This window comes from Paenibacillus sp. QJM3NY_38 (assembly GCF_056173265.1).
Genome location: NZ_CM149665.1, coordinates 830,380 through 846,581, shown reverse-complemented (window position 1 = coordinate 846,581; position 16,202 = coordinate 830,380). Strand labels below are relative to the sequence as shown.

Genomic DNA, 16,202 nt, shown 5'->3' with positions numbered 1-16,202 from the left:
GTGCTTACATCTTATAAGCCTTCATCGCTTTTCTAAGCTCCTTAAATGTAGGGCGCTTGCCGTACATCAGGACGCCGGTACGATAGATTTTCGCTGCCAGCCAGCCGAAAATGAGAATGGCTACGACCAAGATCGCCAGCGAGAGAAGAATTTCCCATACTGGGATATCACCAAGTCCGATGCGAACCAGAATCGTGGTCGGCGAGATGAACGGGATGTAGGTAGACACCTTCATCAGCATCGAGTTCGGCGCACTCAGGCTAAAGATTGCGATATAGAACGCCACCAGCGACAGCATCGTAATCGGCATAACGGCTTGACCCAAATCCTCGGTACGACTGACAATCGAACCAATGGCCGCGTAGAGCATCGCATACAAGAAATAGCCAAGGATGTAGAAGATCAAACCAAACACCAGAAGCATCGGATCGATCGCCGTTAGGTCGAGATTCATATCCTTCAATGTATCCATATTGTGCGGGAGCATCAAGTTCACGGCAGCCACAACTCCAAATGCCGCGATCTGTGACAGTCCCAGCAGGAACATGCCGATAACCTTACCAAACATTTGGCTCAGCGGAGATACGCTTGTAATCAAGATCTCCATAATGCGGGAGCTCTTCTCTGTCGTGACTTCAGATGCGATCATATTCCCCGTACCCATCAAAGTGAAGAAGAACAGAATAATCAGTGCATACACGACAATGTAGTTAATAACCTCGGAGGCCCCTTCCTTCTCTCCGGAAGCTCCGCCTGCGTTACCTGTTTCTGTAGGGTCGATACCCCGAGCGTCGATTTGAACCGGCGTATTCAGCTCATTGATCTGCGTCTCGGACAAATCCAATCCGCTTACGATGCTGCGAGTCTTCGCCACTTGCAGGGCTGCTTGCAGATTGGATTGCAGTTCCGGGCTCATGGCTTCGTCTTCAGAGGTGTAAACCACGGTCGGGAACGTATTCCCTTCTTGCGCTTCAAACTTCAAATAACCTTCGATTACGCCAGCTTCAATGTCCTTGTTCAGAGCTGCTTCATCTGCCGTTTCGTATTTGACGAATTCATAGGAGGTCGACGGCAGGTTACTCCAGGTAGTCTCCAGTTGTTCGGCGAGCGTCTGCTCCTGTCCATAAACCAGACCGATGCGGGTGGTTTCTTCGGACCCCGCCTTATCTCCCGTAAACATTTGAATCAGAAAAGGAAGATTGATCCCAATCGTAATAATGAGTGCAAAAATCAAGGTTGAAACAAGAAAGGACTTCGTTCTTACTTTATTCATGAACGTAAATCGGATAACGGTCCACATATTATTCATTGGATTCACCTACCGCCTTTATGAAGATTTGATTGAGTGTCGGCTCCTTCACTTCAAACCGATGGATCGTGCTTTGCGACATGGCCGTATTCAAAATGTTTTGGGCTGCATCAATCTGGCTGATCCGGATGGAGTAGCCGTCCTCTGTCCGCTCCACAGCTGTTACGCCGGCCAGAGCTTCAAGACCCCTAACTTCACCGGACGTACCGAGCACCACTTCTTCTCGAGGATACTTGGATTTGATATCCTTCAGGTTCCCCTTCACTACCGTATTGGAGCGATGCAGAATCGTAATGTTCTTACACAACTCCTCGACATGTTCCATCCGGTGGGTGGAGAACAGAATGCTCGTGCCTTTGTCGCGTAGTTCTTTTACCGTTGATTTCAGAAGTTCGACGTTCACCGGATCCAGACCGCTGAAGGCTTCGTCCAAAATCAGAATTTGCGGGTCATGAACAACCGCTGCGATAAATCCCATTTTTTGCTGGTTACCCTTGGACAGTTCTTCAATCTTCTTATCGTAATAGTCAGGTACTTCAAACCGTTCCAGCCAATATTTCAGACTCTTATCCGCGTCCTTCGCGGACATGCCCCGCAGCTGTGCCAAGTAGGAAATCTGCTCGCTGACTTTCACTTTCGGGTATAACCCGCGCTCCTCCGGCAAGTAACCCATAATATGTCGCAGTTCCTTGTTATACGGCTTTCCGTTATACAGAATCGTCCCGTCATCCGGGTAGATCAACCCAAGCACCATCCGCATGGTGGTTGTTTTGCCGGCGCCGTTCGCGCCAAGCAGTCCGTAGATTTCACCTTCCTCAACCTGAAGCGAAATCCGGTTTACTGCCGTTTTGTCCGCATAAATCTTAACTACATTGTCTAATTGCAAGCGTTGCATATCGTAAAATCCCCTCTCTATCCTAGTTCTGCACGTTGGCAGGAATGTTGCCGTCAATCCATAATCGAAGCACTTCATCCAGCTCCAGGGAACGGGTCTGAATGAACGGTATGCCTGCAGACTGCAGGATCTTCTCCACTTCCAAGCATTCCGTCGTTATAAAAGAAATCGTAGTCGTTGTCTCTTGTTTGTAACTCAGAATACCCGGCAGCTCCTCGACAATGGAGGCATCCCCTTGGATCCAGCACTCCTTCCAGTTATCCAGCAGCGAGTCCTTCTCCACCATGCCCAGGAGCTTCCCATGATGGATGAGAATGACGTAGTCCGCCAGACGCCGGATTTCATCCACCACATGGGTTGAGAGCACGATCGTTGTGTCCATGGACTTCATCACTTTGTGCAGCTGATCGATCATCAGCTTCCAAGCGAATGGATCCAGGCCAGAGGAAGGCTCATCCAGCAGCAAAAACTTGGGCCTTGGCGCAAGTGCAGCGGCGATCTCGAACTTGCGTCGTTCCCCTTTGGACATCTTGCGAAGTTTTACGCCCCGCGGGACATCGAACCGGGATAGCAGCTCATCGAAAAAGTAACCGTCCCAACTGTCATACCAGGATGCGCGAAAGCTTGCCGCTTCATCCACCGTCATATGCTGTTCCTCTACGCTCAGCTGTTCGGGCACGAATCCCATTTGTTTTCGAATGGAGATCGGAAGCTCTCTGGGGTAAGATTCACCGAACCAGATGATTTCCCCTTCGTCCGGAAACACGGTCTGCATCATCATGTTCAGCAGCGTGCTTTTTCCCGAGCCATTAGGTCCCACCAGGGCAACAATATATCCTTGAGGGATCGAGAATTGTATCGGACCGATGGTTTTTGTTCTCCGTCGTTTAATGACATTACGAAATTCAATGATATGTGGTTCCATGGCGTGTTAACGACCTCCTTTTGCATCGAATATTTCCCGGATCACTTCCATGAACAGTTCCTTCAATTCATCCTCGTTAAACTGAACGGCAAGCCCTTTTTCTACTGCTATTTTTAACGCCTCTATAACCGCATCGCGTTTATACTGTTCACGGGCCTGATCCCCGACGCCGGCCACAAAGGTTCCCGTACCTTGCCTCGTTCGCAGCAATCCTTCATTCTCAAGATCCTGATACACCCTGCGTACCGTAATGACACTGCAGTTCAGATTCCCGGCAAATTCCCTAATGGACGGCAATAGCGTTCCCTCCTCAATCTGACCGCTAATGATTAGCGAGCGCAGCTGTGATTCAATCTGGTGATATAAAGGCTCTGCGCTATTTTCATTAATCTGAATCGGAATTCGCACCTTTTACCACCTCGCTTTTCTCTTGTACATCAACCCGTTTCATTGCAATGCCATACGGATTCATCATCATACCCTTCATGATAAATCCCTGGTCTGCTGCCGGGCGTAGGTGAATTTGCTCATAAGCAGCATAGCCCCCAATCCCACAATCAGCGATCCCCACATCACCGGAGATAACAGGCCCCATTTCATGGCGGCTTTCGCTACGAATTCGAATATGCTGTAACCCAGCAAACTGAGCAGAACGGCCGATCCGGCGGTAAGCACCATCACCAGAAGGGAGTTTCTGAAGTATGCCTTGCCGCTGCACATATTTTCCCAGTAAATATAGGGTCCCGTTATTAAAAATCCGATTCCGATCCAAGTCAATACAAATGCGATGTAGCTCGGGATGTCAATTGCGTCCCTAATATGGTTACCTATTGCATACACGATTCCAAATAACACGATGCCGTTTATGGTAAAAGCGATCAGCGAGTTCATAAGCCGGCTTACGAAGATGGCCGAGGCCGGAACCGGTATACTCCGGTAAAAATACAGCATTCGGGTGTACGAATCCTCGTTCAGATAACGGAAAGACCTTCTGCTGAAGAGGAACCCCAACAACGGAGCGTAGAACACCAACATAAAATCAGTAAATGGATTGATGTACTCATCCAAATGTTCAAACTGATTGTCTATGATAACGCTGGTGGCAAATCCCATATACACCATGAACAGCATAGTCCATAAAATTTGCAGCTTGTCGCTTGCGAAGTCTTTCTTGACGATCTTCAGCGCATTATGGATAACTTGTTGCAACGCGTCTCACCCTTTCATTTCTACATATCATCATTTCGTTATAATCCGAGTATAGGCTTCACTGTGCTTAGTGTGATTACTGTGCTCACTGTGTATATCTTTATACACAGTATATAGTGTGTATATAAACAGTGTCAATAGTAGTTTTAAAAAAACACCCGTCAGAGGTTTCCTGCCGGGTGTCACGTCCCCCTGCTGCGGCTCATTCAAAAGCTTCCCTGCACAAGGGGAGTGTAGCCGCGGAGGAGACCTGGCGTTCGCATTTGAAACCGGGAAACATCCAACTCATCTAATCCCAGTTTCCTGGTTTCAACAGCGACCGGAGCGGATACACTCCCCCCACATCCCTCACACAAAATACCCGGCAGAGATGTCTGTCGGATGTTCATTACCCCATGGCGGCTCATTCAAAAGCTTCCCTGCACAAGGGGAGTGTAGCCGCGGAGGAGACCTGGCGTTCGCCTTTGAAACCGGGAAACATCCACCTCGTCTAATCCCAGTTTCCTGGTTTCAACAGCGACCGGAGCGGATACACTCCCCACCCACATCCCCCACACAAAACAACCGGCAGAGATGCCTATCGGATGTTCACTACCCCATGGCGGCTCATGCAAGAGCTTCCCTGCACAAGGGGAGTGTAACCGCGGAGGAGACCTGGCGTTCGCCTTTGAAACCGGGAAACATCCATCTCGTCTAATCCTAGTTTCCTGGTTTCAACAGCGACCGGAGCTGATACACTCCCCACCTCTGCCCTCACAAATGAGCCGCCCTGTCCAATAAAAAAACACCCGCCAGATTCCTCTGACGGGTGTTCTCCCACGCTTACATTCCAAATATCACTTTCCATACAGGCTGGGTATGCCCGCCCGGATATAACAGGTACAGCAAGGTATACACGGCTACGCCGGTAATGGCGGTAAAGAACCAGATGATTGACGTGACTCTGCCCCATTTGCGGTGCTTGGAATACTTCTCCTTGAAGCCGAGGGTCAATGTCGTAATCCCGAACACCGCTGCTACGGTAGCCAGCACAATGTGGAAGATCAGGAATACCTGATAGTACGGTTGCAGATCATCAGGACCACCCCATGACGTATTCCCGATGAATACGGTGCGCGAGGAATAGATGATAAAGAAGATGACGGCTGCGACGGCCGCCCAGATCATCACTTTCTTGTGGGCTTCGCGCTTCCCCTTAATGATTAGACCCCAGCCAATCGCTACCAACACGGCGCTGATGACAATAAACGTTGTACTGACCGTGGGAAATATAAAAAACCAATCCATATGGATCCCCCTTCAATAATCCCCTTACGCCTGATTGAGCTTGCCGGGAGGAATCTCGCCAGGCAAAGGATCGTCTTCCTGATTTTCTCGTTTGTACCAATGAAAGAACACATAAGCTAGCATCGAGGCAAAAATAATCTCTTGGAAAAACTTCATGATGATCCCACCGACCCGCTGGTCAATCGCAGGCTCCAGATAACCGAAGAACTCAGGTCCGCCAAATTGGCTAAGCAATGCCGAGGTATCGCCAGCTACGCAGTATCCCATTGCCTTCGCCCATACCACCGGATCGCTGTACGTTGCGTACATCGGCTCGCTCGAGAATATAATGAGCGCACACGCCGGAGTTAACAATACCATGTTGAGAAAGATGTATCCCATTTTCAAAAGACCTGAGGACTTGTCCTTCTCCGGAATCGGGTTAATGATAGCCCACCACATCAACAGTGAGGCGATGAACAGGATCAAATAGTACAAACGGTGCACCCAGAAGTTCAACATGACAAAGTCATGGATAACCGGGATGTGATAAAAAGAAAACAAGCCATTAAACAGAACCGCTGCAACGATCGGACGCGCAAGAAAACCGAGCTTCTTAAACGGGTTGACCTTATCGAAGGCACGCCACATCCAGACAGGAATACCCAGAATCAAGAGCGGCATCGCCATTAAATAGGACATGGCCATACTGACCATATGAAACGAGAACATCGTATGCCCCAGCAGTTCAATAGGTCCACCCTGCGCAAGATAGAACGTAAGCATACCGCCTACAAACAGTGTTTTCCTTCCTGCGGAAACTGGAGCACTCCCTTCGAATCTACTGCTCAGCGGCCCGGTCAACAGGAAGTAGCCTGCTGTTACGAGCAGCATAAATGCCAGGAACAAGGGACTCCATTTATCTGCAAAACTAAAATATTCTAAGCCCAGCATGCAAAAACCTCCCCTTAAAGGGTTAAATTCTGTCGAAATTGTGACACCTTCCTACGATTTAAAAAAAGAGGGGGCTGAAGAGCCCACCTCTTTTTCATTTTACCACCAAACCCAGAACAGTGCCATGACAATACAGGTACTAGCTACGAAGAAGCCGCCAATCATAAACAGGATTGGCATTAGATGCCCTTTGTCCTTCAAGTGCATCCAGTAACCCATTTGCACGAACACCTGCAACACAGCCATAACCAGCAAAATGATAATTGTAAATGCTGTGTTGATGCCACCGGCTGCGACAGCCGCAAAAGCAATCGCAGTCAGAACGATCGAGAAAATAAAGACAACAATGTGTTTCTCAGGGCCTTCCACACGATGGCGGTGTTTTACTGTAGGCCCCTCATTAGATTGTTGATTCGCAGTCATTCCTTAGCCCACCTTTCCAAGAAGGTATACGACCGAGAAGATGAACACCCATACAACGTCGATAAAGTGCCAGTACATGGCAGAAACATATACCTTAGGTGCTGTAACTACGGTTAACCCTTTTCTGTACAGCTGAGCGATCAACAGGCTGATCCACACAACCCCGAAAGCGACGTGGGCACCGTGGAAGCCAACCAGCGTATAGAATGCAGACGAGAATGCACTCGTCTTCATGTTAAACGATTCATGCACAACATATTCATAGAACTCATAAATTTCAAGGCCAAGGAACCCAAGACCTAGAACAACGGTTACGATCAGCCACAACTTCAGCTTCTCGATATTGTGACGGTGGAGCGCTTGAATAGCGAACACACTGGTCAAGGAACTGACAAGCAATATCAACGTTGCCGCTGCCGTAATCGGCAGCGAGAACAGCTCTGCTGCTGTTGGGCCTTCGTTGTTCTGTCCGCGAAGCGCCAGGAACGTTGCAAACAACGTACCGAAGAGCACGGCCTCTCCACCGAGGAAGAGCCAGAAACCAAGAACCTTATTACGGCCTTCGAGTGTTGCCTTCTCCGGCTCGTGAGGAAGTTCGCCGTTTACATGTTCAGCGTGACTCATGCTTTACCCTCCCCTTCCAGTTCTTCAACTTCGATGTGATATCCATGATCATCGTACAGGGAACGAGCGATCATTGCCGCGAACGTAATCAGAAGACCAACAATCAGAACGATATATTTATTGAAGATTAAGCTCATGAACGAATTTGAGAAGTCCTCCGTGCTAAACATGAAACCAAGACCCGCGATAAACAGACCCAGGGACATCACAAACGGAAGGATACTTGGCGAAGGCATGTGGATCGGACCAACCGGTTCGGATGGTGTCATCTCTTTATTGCCTGCCATCTTCTCTTTCCAATAAGCGTCAATGCCGCGAACAAGCGGAATTTGCTTAAAGTTGTACTCTGGCGGTGGAGAAGGAATACTCCACTCGAGCGTACGGCCATCTTCCCATGGATCGGCCGGAGCACCAACCGGTTTTCTCGAAGTGATCACAACGTTTGCCAAGAAGGCCAGAACGCCGATCCCCATCAAGATTGCGCCGATGGTACTGATAAAGTTAAGCTCGTCAAAATTCTGATTCGGCAGATAGGAGACAATCCGCCGCTGCATACCGAGCAATCCAAGGAAATGCTGTACGAAGAATGTCAGATGGAAGCCGATTGCGAACAACCAGAACGTCCATTTGCCAAGCGTTTCGTTCAGTACGCGACCGAACATTTTCGGCCACCAGTAATGCAAACCGGAAAACAAACCGAATACCAGACCACCAACGATAACATAGTGGAAGTGAGCTACAACAAAGTACGTATCATGGAACTGGAAGTCTGCAGGAGCAGATGCCAGCATGACGCCGGTAACCCCACCCATAACGAAGGTCGGTACGAAACCGATCGCGAACAGGTTTGCACTGGTAAAGCGGATTTGACCGCCCCACATCGTAAAGAGCCAGTTAAAGATTTTGATACCGGTAGGAACGGCAATCAACATCGTTGCGATGGAGAAGAGCGCATTCGCTACAGGACCAAGACCTGTCGTAAACATATGGTGAGCCCAAACCATGAAGCCCAAGAAGGCGATCAGGATGGTTGCAAATACCATGGAGCTGTATCCGAACAAACGTTTACGGGAGAATGTCGGAATAACTTCTGAAATAATACCGAATGCCGGCAAAATCAGAATGTAAACTTCAGGGTGACCAAAGATCCAGAAAATATGCTGCCACAATACGGGGCTACCGCCAGCCGCAACATCAAAGAAATTGGCACCGAGCAAACGGTCAAAGCTAAGCAATACGAGACCTACCGTAATTGCAGGGAATGCGAACAGGATCATGGCCGATGTAATGAAAGCCGTCCATGTAAACATTGGCATTCTCATGAAGGACATTCCAGGTGCACGCATCGTTATGATGGTAGCCAGGAAGTTGATACCACCGATCAACGTACCCAGGCCTGCAATCTGAAGACCTATGGTATAAAAGTCTACACCGTGCGTGGACGAGTAGTCATTTGTGGAAAGCGGTGTATAGGATGTCCAGCCCGCATCAGGCGCGCCGCCCATAATCCAGCTAAGATTGAGCAAAAGTCCACCGAACAAAAACGTCCAAAATCCTAGCGAGTTCAAAAATGGAAATGCGACGTCACGCGCACCGATCTGAAGCGGAATAACCGCGTTCATCAAGGCGAAGATAACTGGCATAACGCCAAGGAAAATCATTGTCGTTCCGTGCATTGTAATCAATTCGTTAAATACTTGAGCCGATACCAGATCGTTCATCGGCTTGATCAGCTGCAAGCGAATCAGAATCGCTTCAATACCGCCAATCCCGAAGAAGAAGCCGCCCGCTATCAGGTATAATATCCCGATTTTCTTGTGGTCAACGGTTGTAAGCCAATCCATTAACCCCGTGTAGCGTTTGACGCTATGGCTTTGAGCATGAGCGTGAGCCAAGGTTTGTACCCCCTTTTAAAGTTCTTGCTGCTGTATTAATAATCCAACTTATAATTGGCCAAGTAATCGGCGATCTGCTCGATTTCTTCGTCACTGAAGCCGAGATCCTTCGGATTAGGCATCGTGTTGCCAGGTTTTACAGCCTGAGGCTCCATCAGCCATTCCACCAGGTTGTCTTTTGTCGGCTTCGTGCCTGGTTTGCCGCTTATGTCGTTCAGCAAGATACTCGCAATCGTCTCACGTGATCCAATGCCGGTCAGGTTAGGACCCATGGCTCCGCCTTGGTCGCCCACAGCGTGGCAAGAAAGACAGTTGGTCTTGAATTTCTCGGCGAGTGCCGCATCGGCAGGAAGCACAGCAGGTTCTTTAAATGCCGCAACCCATTTGTCAAATGTCGCATCGTCAACCGCTTTCACCCGGAATTCCATGAAACCGTGAGAAGGACCGCACAACTCTGCGCATTTACCAATGTATGTATCTGCTTTGTCAGCAACCAGAGTCATGTAGTTAACGCTGCCTTCTGTGTTTGTATCCATCTTGCCGCCGAGCGATGGTACCCAGAAGGAGTGAAGCACATCATTCGTTTTTAATTGGAAAGCAATTTTCTTGCCTACAGGAATAACCAGCTCTTGAGCGGTTCTTACGCCGTAGTCTGGATAATTAAACTCCCACCAGAACTGATGAGAAGTAACTTCCACCTTAACTGCATCTGGATTGTTCCAGTCGTTCTCTCCGTAAGCAAATACCTTTTGAATAGTAGGAACTGCAAGCACGAGTACCAAGAGCAGCGGAATCGCCGTCCAAATAATCTCCAGCTTATGGTTACCTTCTACTTGCTCAGGAATTTCATCTTGTCCCTTCTTTCGACGGAATTTAACAAGCACGTATGCGGCGATTCCAAATACCACAACCATTACGACGATCATAATCGAAATGGAGAGCTTAATTAAATCCAGTTGACCTTGTGCTACCGGACCTTGTGGTCTTAAGACCGACAAATCCTCTCGGCCGCAGCCGGATAACACCAAAGCAAACATGGCCAACAAAGGAAGAAGACGCTTTACAGCCTGCCACCGTTTCATCATTGATCTACCCCACTTTTCCGATTTTCGTAGACTACCATCCGGCGCAAACAGCGGTAATCTACCTGCACAATCACGGATGAAGTAATCCTGTCAATTAAAGCAATCACTTATTAAATATAAGTTCATGGGTTGCTTTTGTCAATCATTCACAGGGAGTTCACAAATTGTTCGAAAAGTCGTCAAAGTCGCGCCATTACTGATTTTGCAATCGCTTTCAAACCGTATTCACCATCCCGCGACCCATCATTCGACATTCTTCACACCCTGTCAGGGACAGCCTTCATAGCTATATATACAGTCATTTCCGCCTTTTTGAATCTATATGCAGCCGCCCCTCATTTATCTGAACACACATGACATAAGGAGGTCTCCTTCAAAAAGCCCTGATGCCTCGCGAAGAAAACCTCCTATTATTATGGTATATTTTTCGGCATCTTAATCCGTCAAGATAACAGCTTCTCCACGCGTAATAGCAATCGTATGCTCATACTGGACGCCAACCGATCCGTCCGCACTGGAAATGGTCCAGCCGTCATCCCCCCAGAACACGGCACCCGAGGGGCCCAGAGTAAAAACGGGTTCGATGGTAATGACCATTCCCTCTTTGAGTTTAAGTCCCCTTCCTGGAATGCCATAGTTCGGGACATCAGGCGGCTCGTGGATAGCGCGGCCGATGCCATGACCGACAAGCGACTTGACAATCCCGTAGCCTTCCCTTTCGGCAACCTGCTCAATGGCATAACCTACGTCGCCCAAGGTTGCGCCGTGCCGAGCAGCCTCGATCCCTTTAAACAGCGCTTCATGGGTATGCTGCATCAGCTGGTTTACTTCCCTTGAAACCTGTTCTACCGCATAGGTCCAGCCAGAATCCGCCAGCCACCCGTTCTTATTTACCACCATATCAATGGTCACAACATCCCCGGATTGCAGCGGCTGCTGATCAGGGAATCCATGGCACACCACCTCATTGACCGAAGCACAAGTGGCGTATGGAAATCCTTTATATCCTTTTTGCTCGGGCAAAGCCCCATTCTTCTCCAAAAATCTCTCGACCCTGGCATCGATCTCGCTCGTTGTGATTCCCGGTTTGATGACCTTCGCTATTTCACGGTGACACGCAGCCAATATACGTCCCGCCTCGCGGATATATCCGATTTCTTCCTTCCGTCTGAGCTGAGTCCTCACATTTGTCCACTCCTTTATATCCTTATCGGATCGATTGCTAACAATATATGTAGGTACAGATGCAAAATTCCCCCAGGAAATAGACTTTCCGAGGAGATGAGTCTGTTCACTTAACCGGGACTGGCAAACGCAAAAAAACCGCTTTCGGGACATTTGCCCCAAAAACGGTTTAACCATAAACTCTAAATGGTTCATATCATTAGTCATTAACAAGGTGAAGATGCGATGCGTGTTGGTTATTTCTATAGACCAGGTGCTATTACAGGTTACGAAACGGAGGAATTCAGCTTGCCAAGTTCATGCTCAACAACAAGTGTAAGCTCTTCTTCATAGCCCCCCATAATATGGTACTTCCGGACATACTCCTTTACAAATTTTTTCGGATCTTTAGGCCGGAAAATTCGTGTCATTTCCCGCAGACTTTCCTTAACCTCATTGTGACCTTTCGTTGCCATGATGGATCCCTCCCAAAACGTGTGGAATAAAATTACTCCGTTTAAAGAGAATGCCGAAAAGATCTACCTCATTAAGTTGAAGCCATATTGCAGTTCTTACGGTGACCATTAGGTTGATATTCAGCAACTTACCAATGCACCTGACACTATACATACCCTAACAGCATGCAACTGAATCATTAATATATTATATCATATTCTTCTGTTTGTTTCATCTTTCCCAAAAAATGTTTTTTGGTACTATGTTTTTTCACCAGGTCATCCTTTATCCCCGGAATTGGTTAAGATACATTCAAACGAACCTCCCGCGACTCCAGAAGTCAGCGAATATCACAAATGGATACGCAGAATATCATATTCTAGATACAAGGAGGCCTATAGCTCATGCCAAACTCACAGTCTATCCTGCATTCCCCTGTCGATTTAGGATCACCTATTCCTGCCGCTGAGCCCCATGAGGCAGGGCTGCACCTCGATTCGCTTGATCAGGTCGACCTGATCATTCAGAAACAATATCCGAAAATGCGCAGCTTTCTCCTGCTGCATGCCGGCAAACTCATCTACGAACGCTATTACAATGGTCATGGCGTTTCCTCGCTGAACGATCTCAGGTCCGCCACCAAGAGTTTTACGTCAGCGTTATGCGGCATCGCCCACTCACACGGCGAATTACCTGATTTGAATTCCTCTGTAATGGATATCTTCCATCGATATGTTCCTGAACGAGCCCATCCGCTATTACACAAGGTTTCCCTTCATCATCTGCTGACAATGACCTCAGGCTTTGCGTGGCAAACCGGTAAAAAGCTAGGGGAGCCGCTCATTCACCGATTCCACCGCAACCGGAAATGGACGAGCTTCGCGCTATCCCTCCCTGTCATGGAACAGGAAATGGGCCTCTTTCAATATCGGAGCACGGATTCCCATCTGCTCTCCGTTGCCATTAGCGAGGCTACGGGAATGGATGCTTACGCCTATGCCAGACAATATTTATTCGAGCCGCTCGGCATTCGCCATGCCGCCTGGTCCCCAAGTCCCGAGGGCCACAGCATGGGTCACGTCGGCCTCTATCTCACCTCCCGCGACATGGCCAAATTCGGTCTTTGCTGCCTGAATGGGGGACGATGGCAAGGCACCACACTCATCCCGGAATCATGGCTTAAGCAAGCCCTCGCTCCGCAGGTCAAAGGTTATCCCGCCTTTGGAGATTACGGATTTCAGTGGTGGACCGGCATTCAGAACGGGACTCCCTTCGCGCTTGCACACGGCCATGGAGGACAGCAAATCTACCTTTTTCCCCAATTGGATACGGTTGTCGTATTTACTGCCGACAGCAAGGTCAGCCGCTGGAAGAACCCACGATCTCTGCTGGAGCGCTATATTCTTGATGACTTAAAGTCAAAACCTGCTGCATCACCTTCAGGCAGCTGACAGATCATCCTTTGGCCGCCCCTACTACACTTAGGAGCATTCGGTTCTTTCCCGAAACCGTAATCTGACTTACTTACAAATTTCAGCGGATAGTACCTCCTCTTTCTGGTTACTTTATGCGATATGAATCATTTCTAAAATCAAGCCTGAGAGGAGCATGCGACATGTCCGGAAAAGACAAGGATCTCCACCCTATTTCGCGAGAAGAGGTTGAAGTAGACGGAACATACACGAATGAATGGGGACGGGAGGAATATTTAAAACGCGGCGAGGAATTTCCGTTCGATCCGCAGAAGGGCTCCACAGAGTGGCGGCTGGCGGAGTATGATTTTGAAAACCACCATCGAGGCATGACAGACGAGCGCCTGGTTCCAAAAGAGAAAGGTCCTGATAAACAAGTTAATGCCGAATCACCGCTGCGCCATGATGTGCATGTAGACTAAAGCCTTTGTATATCGGCAGTGAAGAGATGATTCATCAGATCTGCTTATAAAAAAGGGTGATAAGACATGCGAAAATCGAAACGGCTTCTGCTATGGCTGATCCCGATCACCGTCGTAGGGGCCTTATGGCTTGCTGCTAATATTGTGGAGCCGGAATACGCCTATATACCGCCTGCACATAAATTGGAGAATACTACGCAAATCCAAGCCCAGCAAACGGGTTTCATCCGCCAATATGATATCTGGGGCAAGACGCTTACGGTTCCCGGTACCGCCCTGAAGGATCAGGACCCCCGCTTAACAGCCGCCCATGGCGCCGTTGAGGTGACAAAAGAACTGCTTGCCCTAGGGCGTCGCACACTGTATGAGGAGTCTTTTGGCAATGAAGTATTCTTAACTGATATTGTGGGAATCATCGGCGGGCCGATGAAACTGAATAAAATTACAAAAGCCCTCGCCGAGTTAAAAGGACGGGGAACAACCAATTTGCGCGTAGAACTCGATCAGGATGTAACGATCGGAGGCAGGACCTACCGCAAGGGGGATAAGATTGATACCGGCTTTGACGTAGCCAAAGGCGCCTATGCCCCCGTTGGCGTCACATTTAAATATGCCGAAGGCAAAGCTCGCATCGGCGTTAGCTGCATGGCCTGCCATGCGACCGTCAACCGTGAAACGGGAATGATCGTCGAGGGCGCGCCCAACTCCGATCTGAACCTCGGTTTGATGCTGGCACTGGCCCCGAATAGCGCGGCATATTTTACCCATACGGACATTACCAGCCTGGTGGATTATGTAAAGAACGAGCAGCGCACGATTGTAAACTCCAAAGGAAAAACCGAAGCGCTGCCGGATCCCGCCCTGCTGGAAAAAGCCGTTGACGAAAATCTGATCAAATGGATGCCCGGCACGTTTGATACAACCGTGGATCTGGTCAGTGACCTGACCCAAATTCCCGATATGTTTACGAAAGGCGATCATCCATACAGCTGGAGCGGCTTCGCTGCCGCGGGTCCCTTCAAGGGACTTAGCACCTTCAGCAACAATGTTCACGCCCAGAACACGGATACCTTGAGTCAAACCGAGGTTAGTGAACCGATGTGGGGGATCGACAAAGAGATTTATGTGGGCACCGTTTTGCAAAATGCAGCCCATCGCAAGTTTCGCTATGATCCGGGCAGCGGACTGAAGCCCACCGAATTTTTTAACCGGCTGGATCCCAATCCCGGAACTCCCGGCGTGAATGAGGTTGTTAAGATTCCGAATTTCCCGAAGGTTTCAGCCATCGCACCGAACGGGCTGTACATCAGCTCGCCGGGCTTCAAAGCCGGGGAGCAGGTGAACGCCATGTCCGCCTATCAGAATACGATCCGTCCGCCAGAAACGGATACCAAGGATATTTCCGACGCCAAGACGATCAACCTCGGAGCGGAAGTATTCAAAAAAGCGCAATGCATCACTTGCCACGCTGGTGACTTCTATACGAATAACCGCGTTTTGCGCGCGGCTGAAATCGGTACCGAGCCCGCAAGGGCAAAGGCTTTTCAGCGCACGCAGAATGCTTTTGGCAATGCGGAGTTCTACCCGCCCGACACGCCTGTCCCAATCCCTCCAGGTGCCAAAATAACCAAAATCTCGCTGGATAATATCGACCCGGAGCAGATCAAGTTGGGCTTCGGCCATACATCGGGCGGCGGTTATAAGGTCAAAGGGTTGATCGGTCTTCGCTGGTCCGCACCGTATTTGCACGACGGCGGCGTAGCGGTCGGGCCTAAGCTGACGCAAACCGGCGTATCGCAGACCCTTATGAAAGGGATTCACCCTGACCCTTACAACAGCCTGAAAGCCCTGATAGACCGTAAGTTGAGACTGCAGGTCATCGAGGCGAATCGCAAGGATTCAAGACTGAGAGACACCCATGTCACCGGTCAGGGACATGAGTTTTGGGTGGACGAAAGCAGCGGGTTCACACAGGAGCAGCAGGATGCTCTCGTGAAATATCTGCTGCAATTGAAAATGAAATAGTTCGGGATTTAACCATCATACTTTGTCCCATCGGCTCATAAGGTAAGGTATAAAGCTTGCCCTACCCCAGAACCGGTC

General features: G+C 49.1%; 16 protein-coding genes. 3 read left to right on the top strand and 13 right to left on the bottom strand.

The window, feature by feature from the left end:
• Positions 1 to 4: 4 nt before the first annotated feature.
• From AC0VZ8_RS03775 to AC0VZ8_RS03715, 13 genes are all read right to left on the bottom strand, one after another.
• Positions 5 to 1,309, bottom strand: a complete 1,305-nt coding sequence (locus AC0VZ8_RS03775; protein WP_071222054.1) for an ABC transporter permease — start codon at positions 1,307 to 1,309, stop codon at positions 5 to 7.
• Complete coding sequence (locus AC0VZ8_RS03770) at positions 1,302 to 2,204, bottom strand: ABC transporter ATP-binding protein (protein WP_475486077.1); 903 nt, start codon at positions 2,202 to 2,204, stop codon at positions 1,302 to 1,304. The genes AC0VZ8_RS03775 and AC0VZ8_RS03770 overlap by 8 nt, the downstream gene beginning before the upstream one ends.
• Positions 2,205 to 2,226: 22 nt before the next feature.
• The gene (locus tag AC0VZ8_RS03765) at positions 2,227 to 3,129 is read right to left on the bottom strand and encodes an ABC transporter ATP-binding protein (protein ID WP_071222056.1); all 903 of its coding nucleotides are present in this window, start codon (positions 3,127 to 3,129) and stop codon (positions 2,227 to 2,229) included.
• Positions 3,130 to 3,135: 6 nt separating this feature from the next.
• Positions 3,136 to 3,537: a GntR family transcriptional regulator gene (locus tag AC0VZ8_RS03760; protein ID WP_475486076.1), complete on the bottom strand. Its 402-nt coding sequence runs from the start codon at positions 3,535 to 3,537 to the stop codon at positions 3,136 to 3,138.
• Between the two features lie 75 nt (positions 3,538 to 3,612).
• Positions 3,613 to 4,338 carry a hypothetical protein gene (locus tag AC0VZ8_RS03755; RefSeq protein WP_260068448.1) on the bottom strand — a complete coding sequence of 242 codons (726 nt, stop codon included), beginning with the start codon at positions 4,336 to 4,338 and terminating at the stop codon, positions 3,613 to 3,615.
• Positions 4,339 to 5,160: 822 nt separating this feature from the next.
• Positions 5,161 to 5,625 (bottom strand): DUF420 domain-containing protein, encoded by a 465-nt coding sequence (locus tag AC0VZ8_RS03750; RefSeq protein WP_071222059.1) that lies wholly within the window; start codon positions 5,623 to 5,625, stop codon positions 5,161 to 5,163.
• 24 nt (positions 5,626 to 5,649) lie between these two features.
• Positions 5,650 to 6,558, bottom strand: a complete 909-nt coding sequence (gene ctaG, locus AC0VZ8_RS03745) for a cytochrome c oxidase assembly factor CtaG (RefSeq protein ID WP_071222060.1) — start codon at positions 6,556 to 6,558, stop codon at positions 5,650 to 5,652.
• A 99-nt stretch (positions 6,559 to 6,657) separates the two neighbouring features.
• Positions 6,658 to 6,981 carry a cytochrome C oxidase subunit IV family protein gene (locus tag AC0VZ8_RS03740; RefSeq protein ID WP_071222061.1) on the bottom strand — a complete coding sequence of 108 codons (324 nt, stop codon included), beginning with the start codon at positions 6,979 to 6,981 and terminating at the stop codon, positions 6,658 to 6,660.
• Between the two features lie 3 nt (positions 6,982 to 6,984).
• Entirely contained in the window at positions 6,985 to 7,605 is a 621-nt protein-coding gene (locus AC0VZ8_RS03735; RefSeq protein ID WP_009590523.1) for a cytochrome (ubi)quinol oxidase subunit III, read from the bottom strand.
• Positions 7,602 to 9,449: a cytochrome c oxidase subunit I gene (ctaD, locus tag AC0VZ8_RS03730; protein WP_397376779.1), complete on the bottom strand. Its 1,848-nt coding sequence runs from the start codon at positions 9,447 to 9,449 to the stop codon at positions 7,602 to 7,604. Before ctaD ends, AC0VZ8_RS03735 begins: the two co-directional genes overlap by 4 nt.
• Before the next feature lie 86 nt (positions 9,450 to 9,535).
• Positions 9,536 to 10,585, bottom strand: a complete 1,050-nt coding sequence (coxB, locus tag AC0VZ8_RS03725) for a cytochrome c oxidase subunit II (protein ID WP_475486075.1) — start codon at positions 10,583 to 10,585, stop codon at positions 9,536 to 9,538.
• A gap of 435 nt (positions 10,586 to 11,020) precedes the next feature.
• The gene (gene map / locus AC0VZ8_RS03720) at positions 11,021 to 11,770 is read right to left on the bottom strand and encodes a type I methionyl aminopeptidase (RefSeq protein WP_260068451.1); all 750 of its coding nucleotides are present in this window, start codon (positions 11,768 to 11,770) and stop codon (positions 11,021 to 11,023) included.
• A 266-nt stretch (positions 11,771 to 12,036) separates the two neighbouring features.
• Positions 12,037 to 12,225 (bottom strand): hypothetical protein, encoded by a 189-nt coding sequence (locus AC0VZ8_RS03715; RefSeq protein ID WP_006208082.1) that lies wholly within the window; start codon positions 12,223 to 12,225, stop codon positions 12,037 to 12,039.
• A 384-nt stretch (positions 12,226 to 12,609) separates the two neighbouring features.
• Here AC0VZ8_RS03715 and AC0VZ8_RS03710 point away from each other — a divergent pair, with 384 nt between their 5' ends.
• The 3 genes from AC0VZ8_RS03710 to AC0VZ8_RS03700 all read left to right on the top strand — a co-directional run bounded on the left by AC0VZ8_RS03710 (position 12,610) and on the right by AC0VZ8_RS03700 (position 16,124).
• Positions 12,610 to 13,656: a serine hydrolase domain-containing protein gene (locus tag AC0VZ8_RS03710; RefSeq protein ID WP_260068452.1), complete on the top strand. Its 1,047-nt coding sequence runs from the start codon at positions 12,610 to 12,612 to the stop codon at positions 13,654 to 13,656.
• Positions 13,657 to 13,820: 164 nt separating this feature from the next.
• A complete protein-coding gene (locus tag AC0VZ8_RS03705) occupies positions 13,821 to 14,099 on the top strand; it encodes a transposase (protein ID WP_071222066.1) in 279 nt (92 codons plus the stop codon).
• 66 nt (positions 14,100 to 14,165) lie between these two features.
• On the top strand, positions 14,166 to 16,124 hold the full coding sequence (locus tag AC0VZ8_RS03700) for an electron transport protein (protein WP_475486074.1): 1,959 nt from the start codon (positions 14,166 to 14,168) through the stop codon (positions 16,122 to 16,124).
• The last annotated feature ends 78 nt before the right edge of the window (positions 16,125 to 16,202 follow it).

Bases quoted from the DNA above. Each gene is read 5' to 3' on its own strand.
- AC0VZ8_RS03775 (WP_071222054.1), bottom strand. From the start codon at position 1,309: ATGAATAATATGTGGACCGTTATCCGATTTACGTTCATGAATAAAGTA.
- AC0VZ8_RS03770 (WP_475486077.1), bottom strand. From the start codon at position 2,204: ATGCAACGCTTGCAATTAGACAATGTAGTTAAGATTTATGCGGACAAA.
- AC0VZ8_RS03765 (WP_071222056.1), bottom strand. From the start codon at position 3,129: ATGGAACCACATATCATTGAATTTCGTAATGTCATTAAACGACGGAGA.
- AC0VZ8_RS03750 (WP_071222059.1), bottom strand. From the start codon at position 5,625: ATGGATTGGTTTTTTATATTTCCCACGGTCAGTACAACGTTTATTGTC.
- ctaG (WP_071222060.1), bottom strand. From the start codon at position 6,558: ATGCTGGGCTTAGAATATTTTAGTTTTGCAGATAAATGGAGTCCCTTG.
- AC0VZ8_RS03740 (WP_071222061.1), bottom strand. From the start codon at position 6,981: ATGACTGCGAATCAACAATCTAATGAGGGGCCTACAGTAAAACACCGC.
- AC0VZ8_RS03735 (WP_009590523.1), bottom strand. From the start codon at position 7,605: ATGAGTCACGCTGAACATGTAAACGGCGAACTTCCTCACGAGCCGGAG.
- ctaD (WP_397376779.1), bottom strand. From the start codon at position 9,449: ATGGATTGGCTTACAACCGTTGACCACAAGAAAATCGGGATATTATAC.
- coxB (WP_475486075.1), bottom strand. From the start codon at position 10,585: ATGATGAAACGGTGGCAGGCTGTAAAGCGTCTTCTTCCTTTGTTGGCC.
- AC0VZ8_RS03715 (WP_006208082.1), bottom strand. From the start codon at position 12,225: ATGGCAACGAAAGGTCACAATGAGGTTAAGGAAAGTCTGCGGGAAATG.
- AC0VZ8_RS03710 (WP_260068452.1), top strand. From the start codon at position 12,610: ATGCCAAACTCACAGTCTATCCTGCATTCCCCTGTCGATTTAGGATCA.
- AC0VZ8_RS03705 (WP_071222066.1), top strand. From the start codon at position 13,821: ATGTCCGGAAAAGACAAGGATCTCCACCCTATTTCGCGAGAAGAGGTT.
- AC0VZ8_RS03700 (WP_475486074.1), top strand. From the start codon at position 14,166: ATGCGAAAATCGAAACGGCTTCTGCTATGGCTGATCCCGATCACCGTC.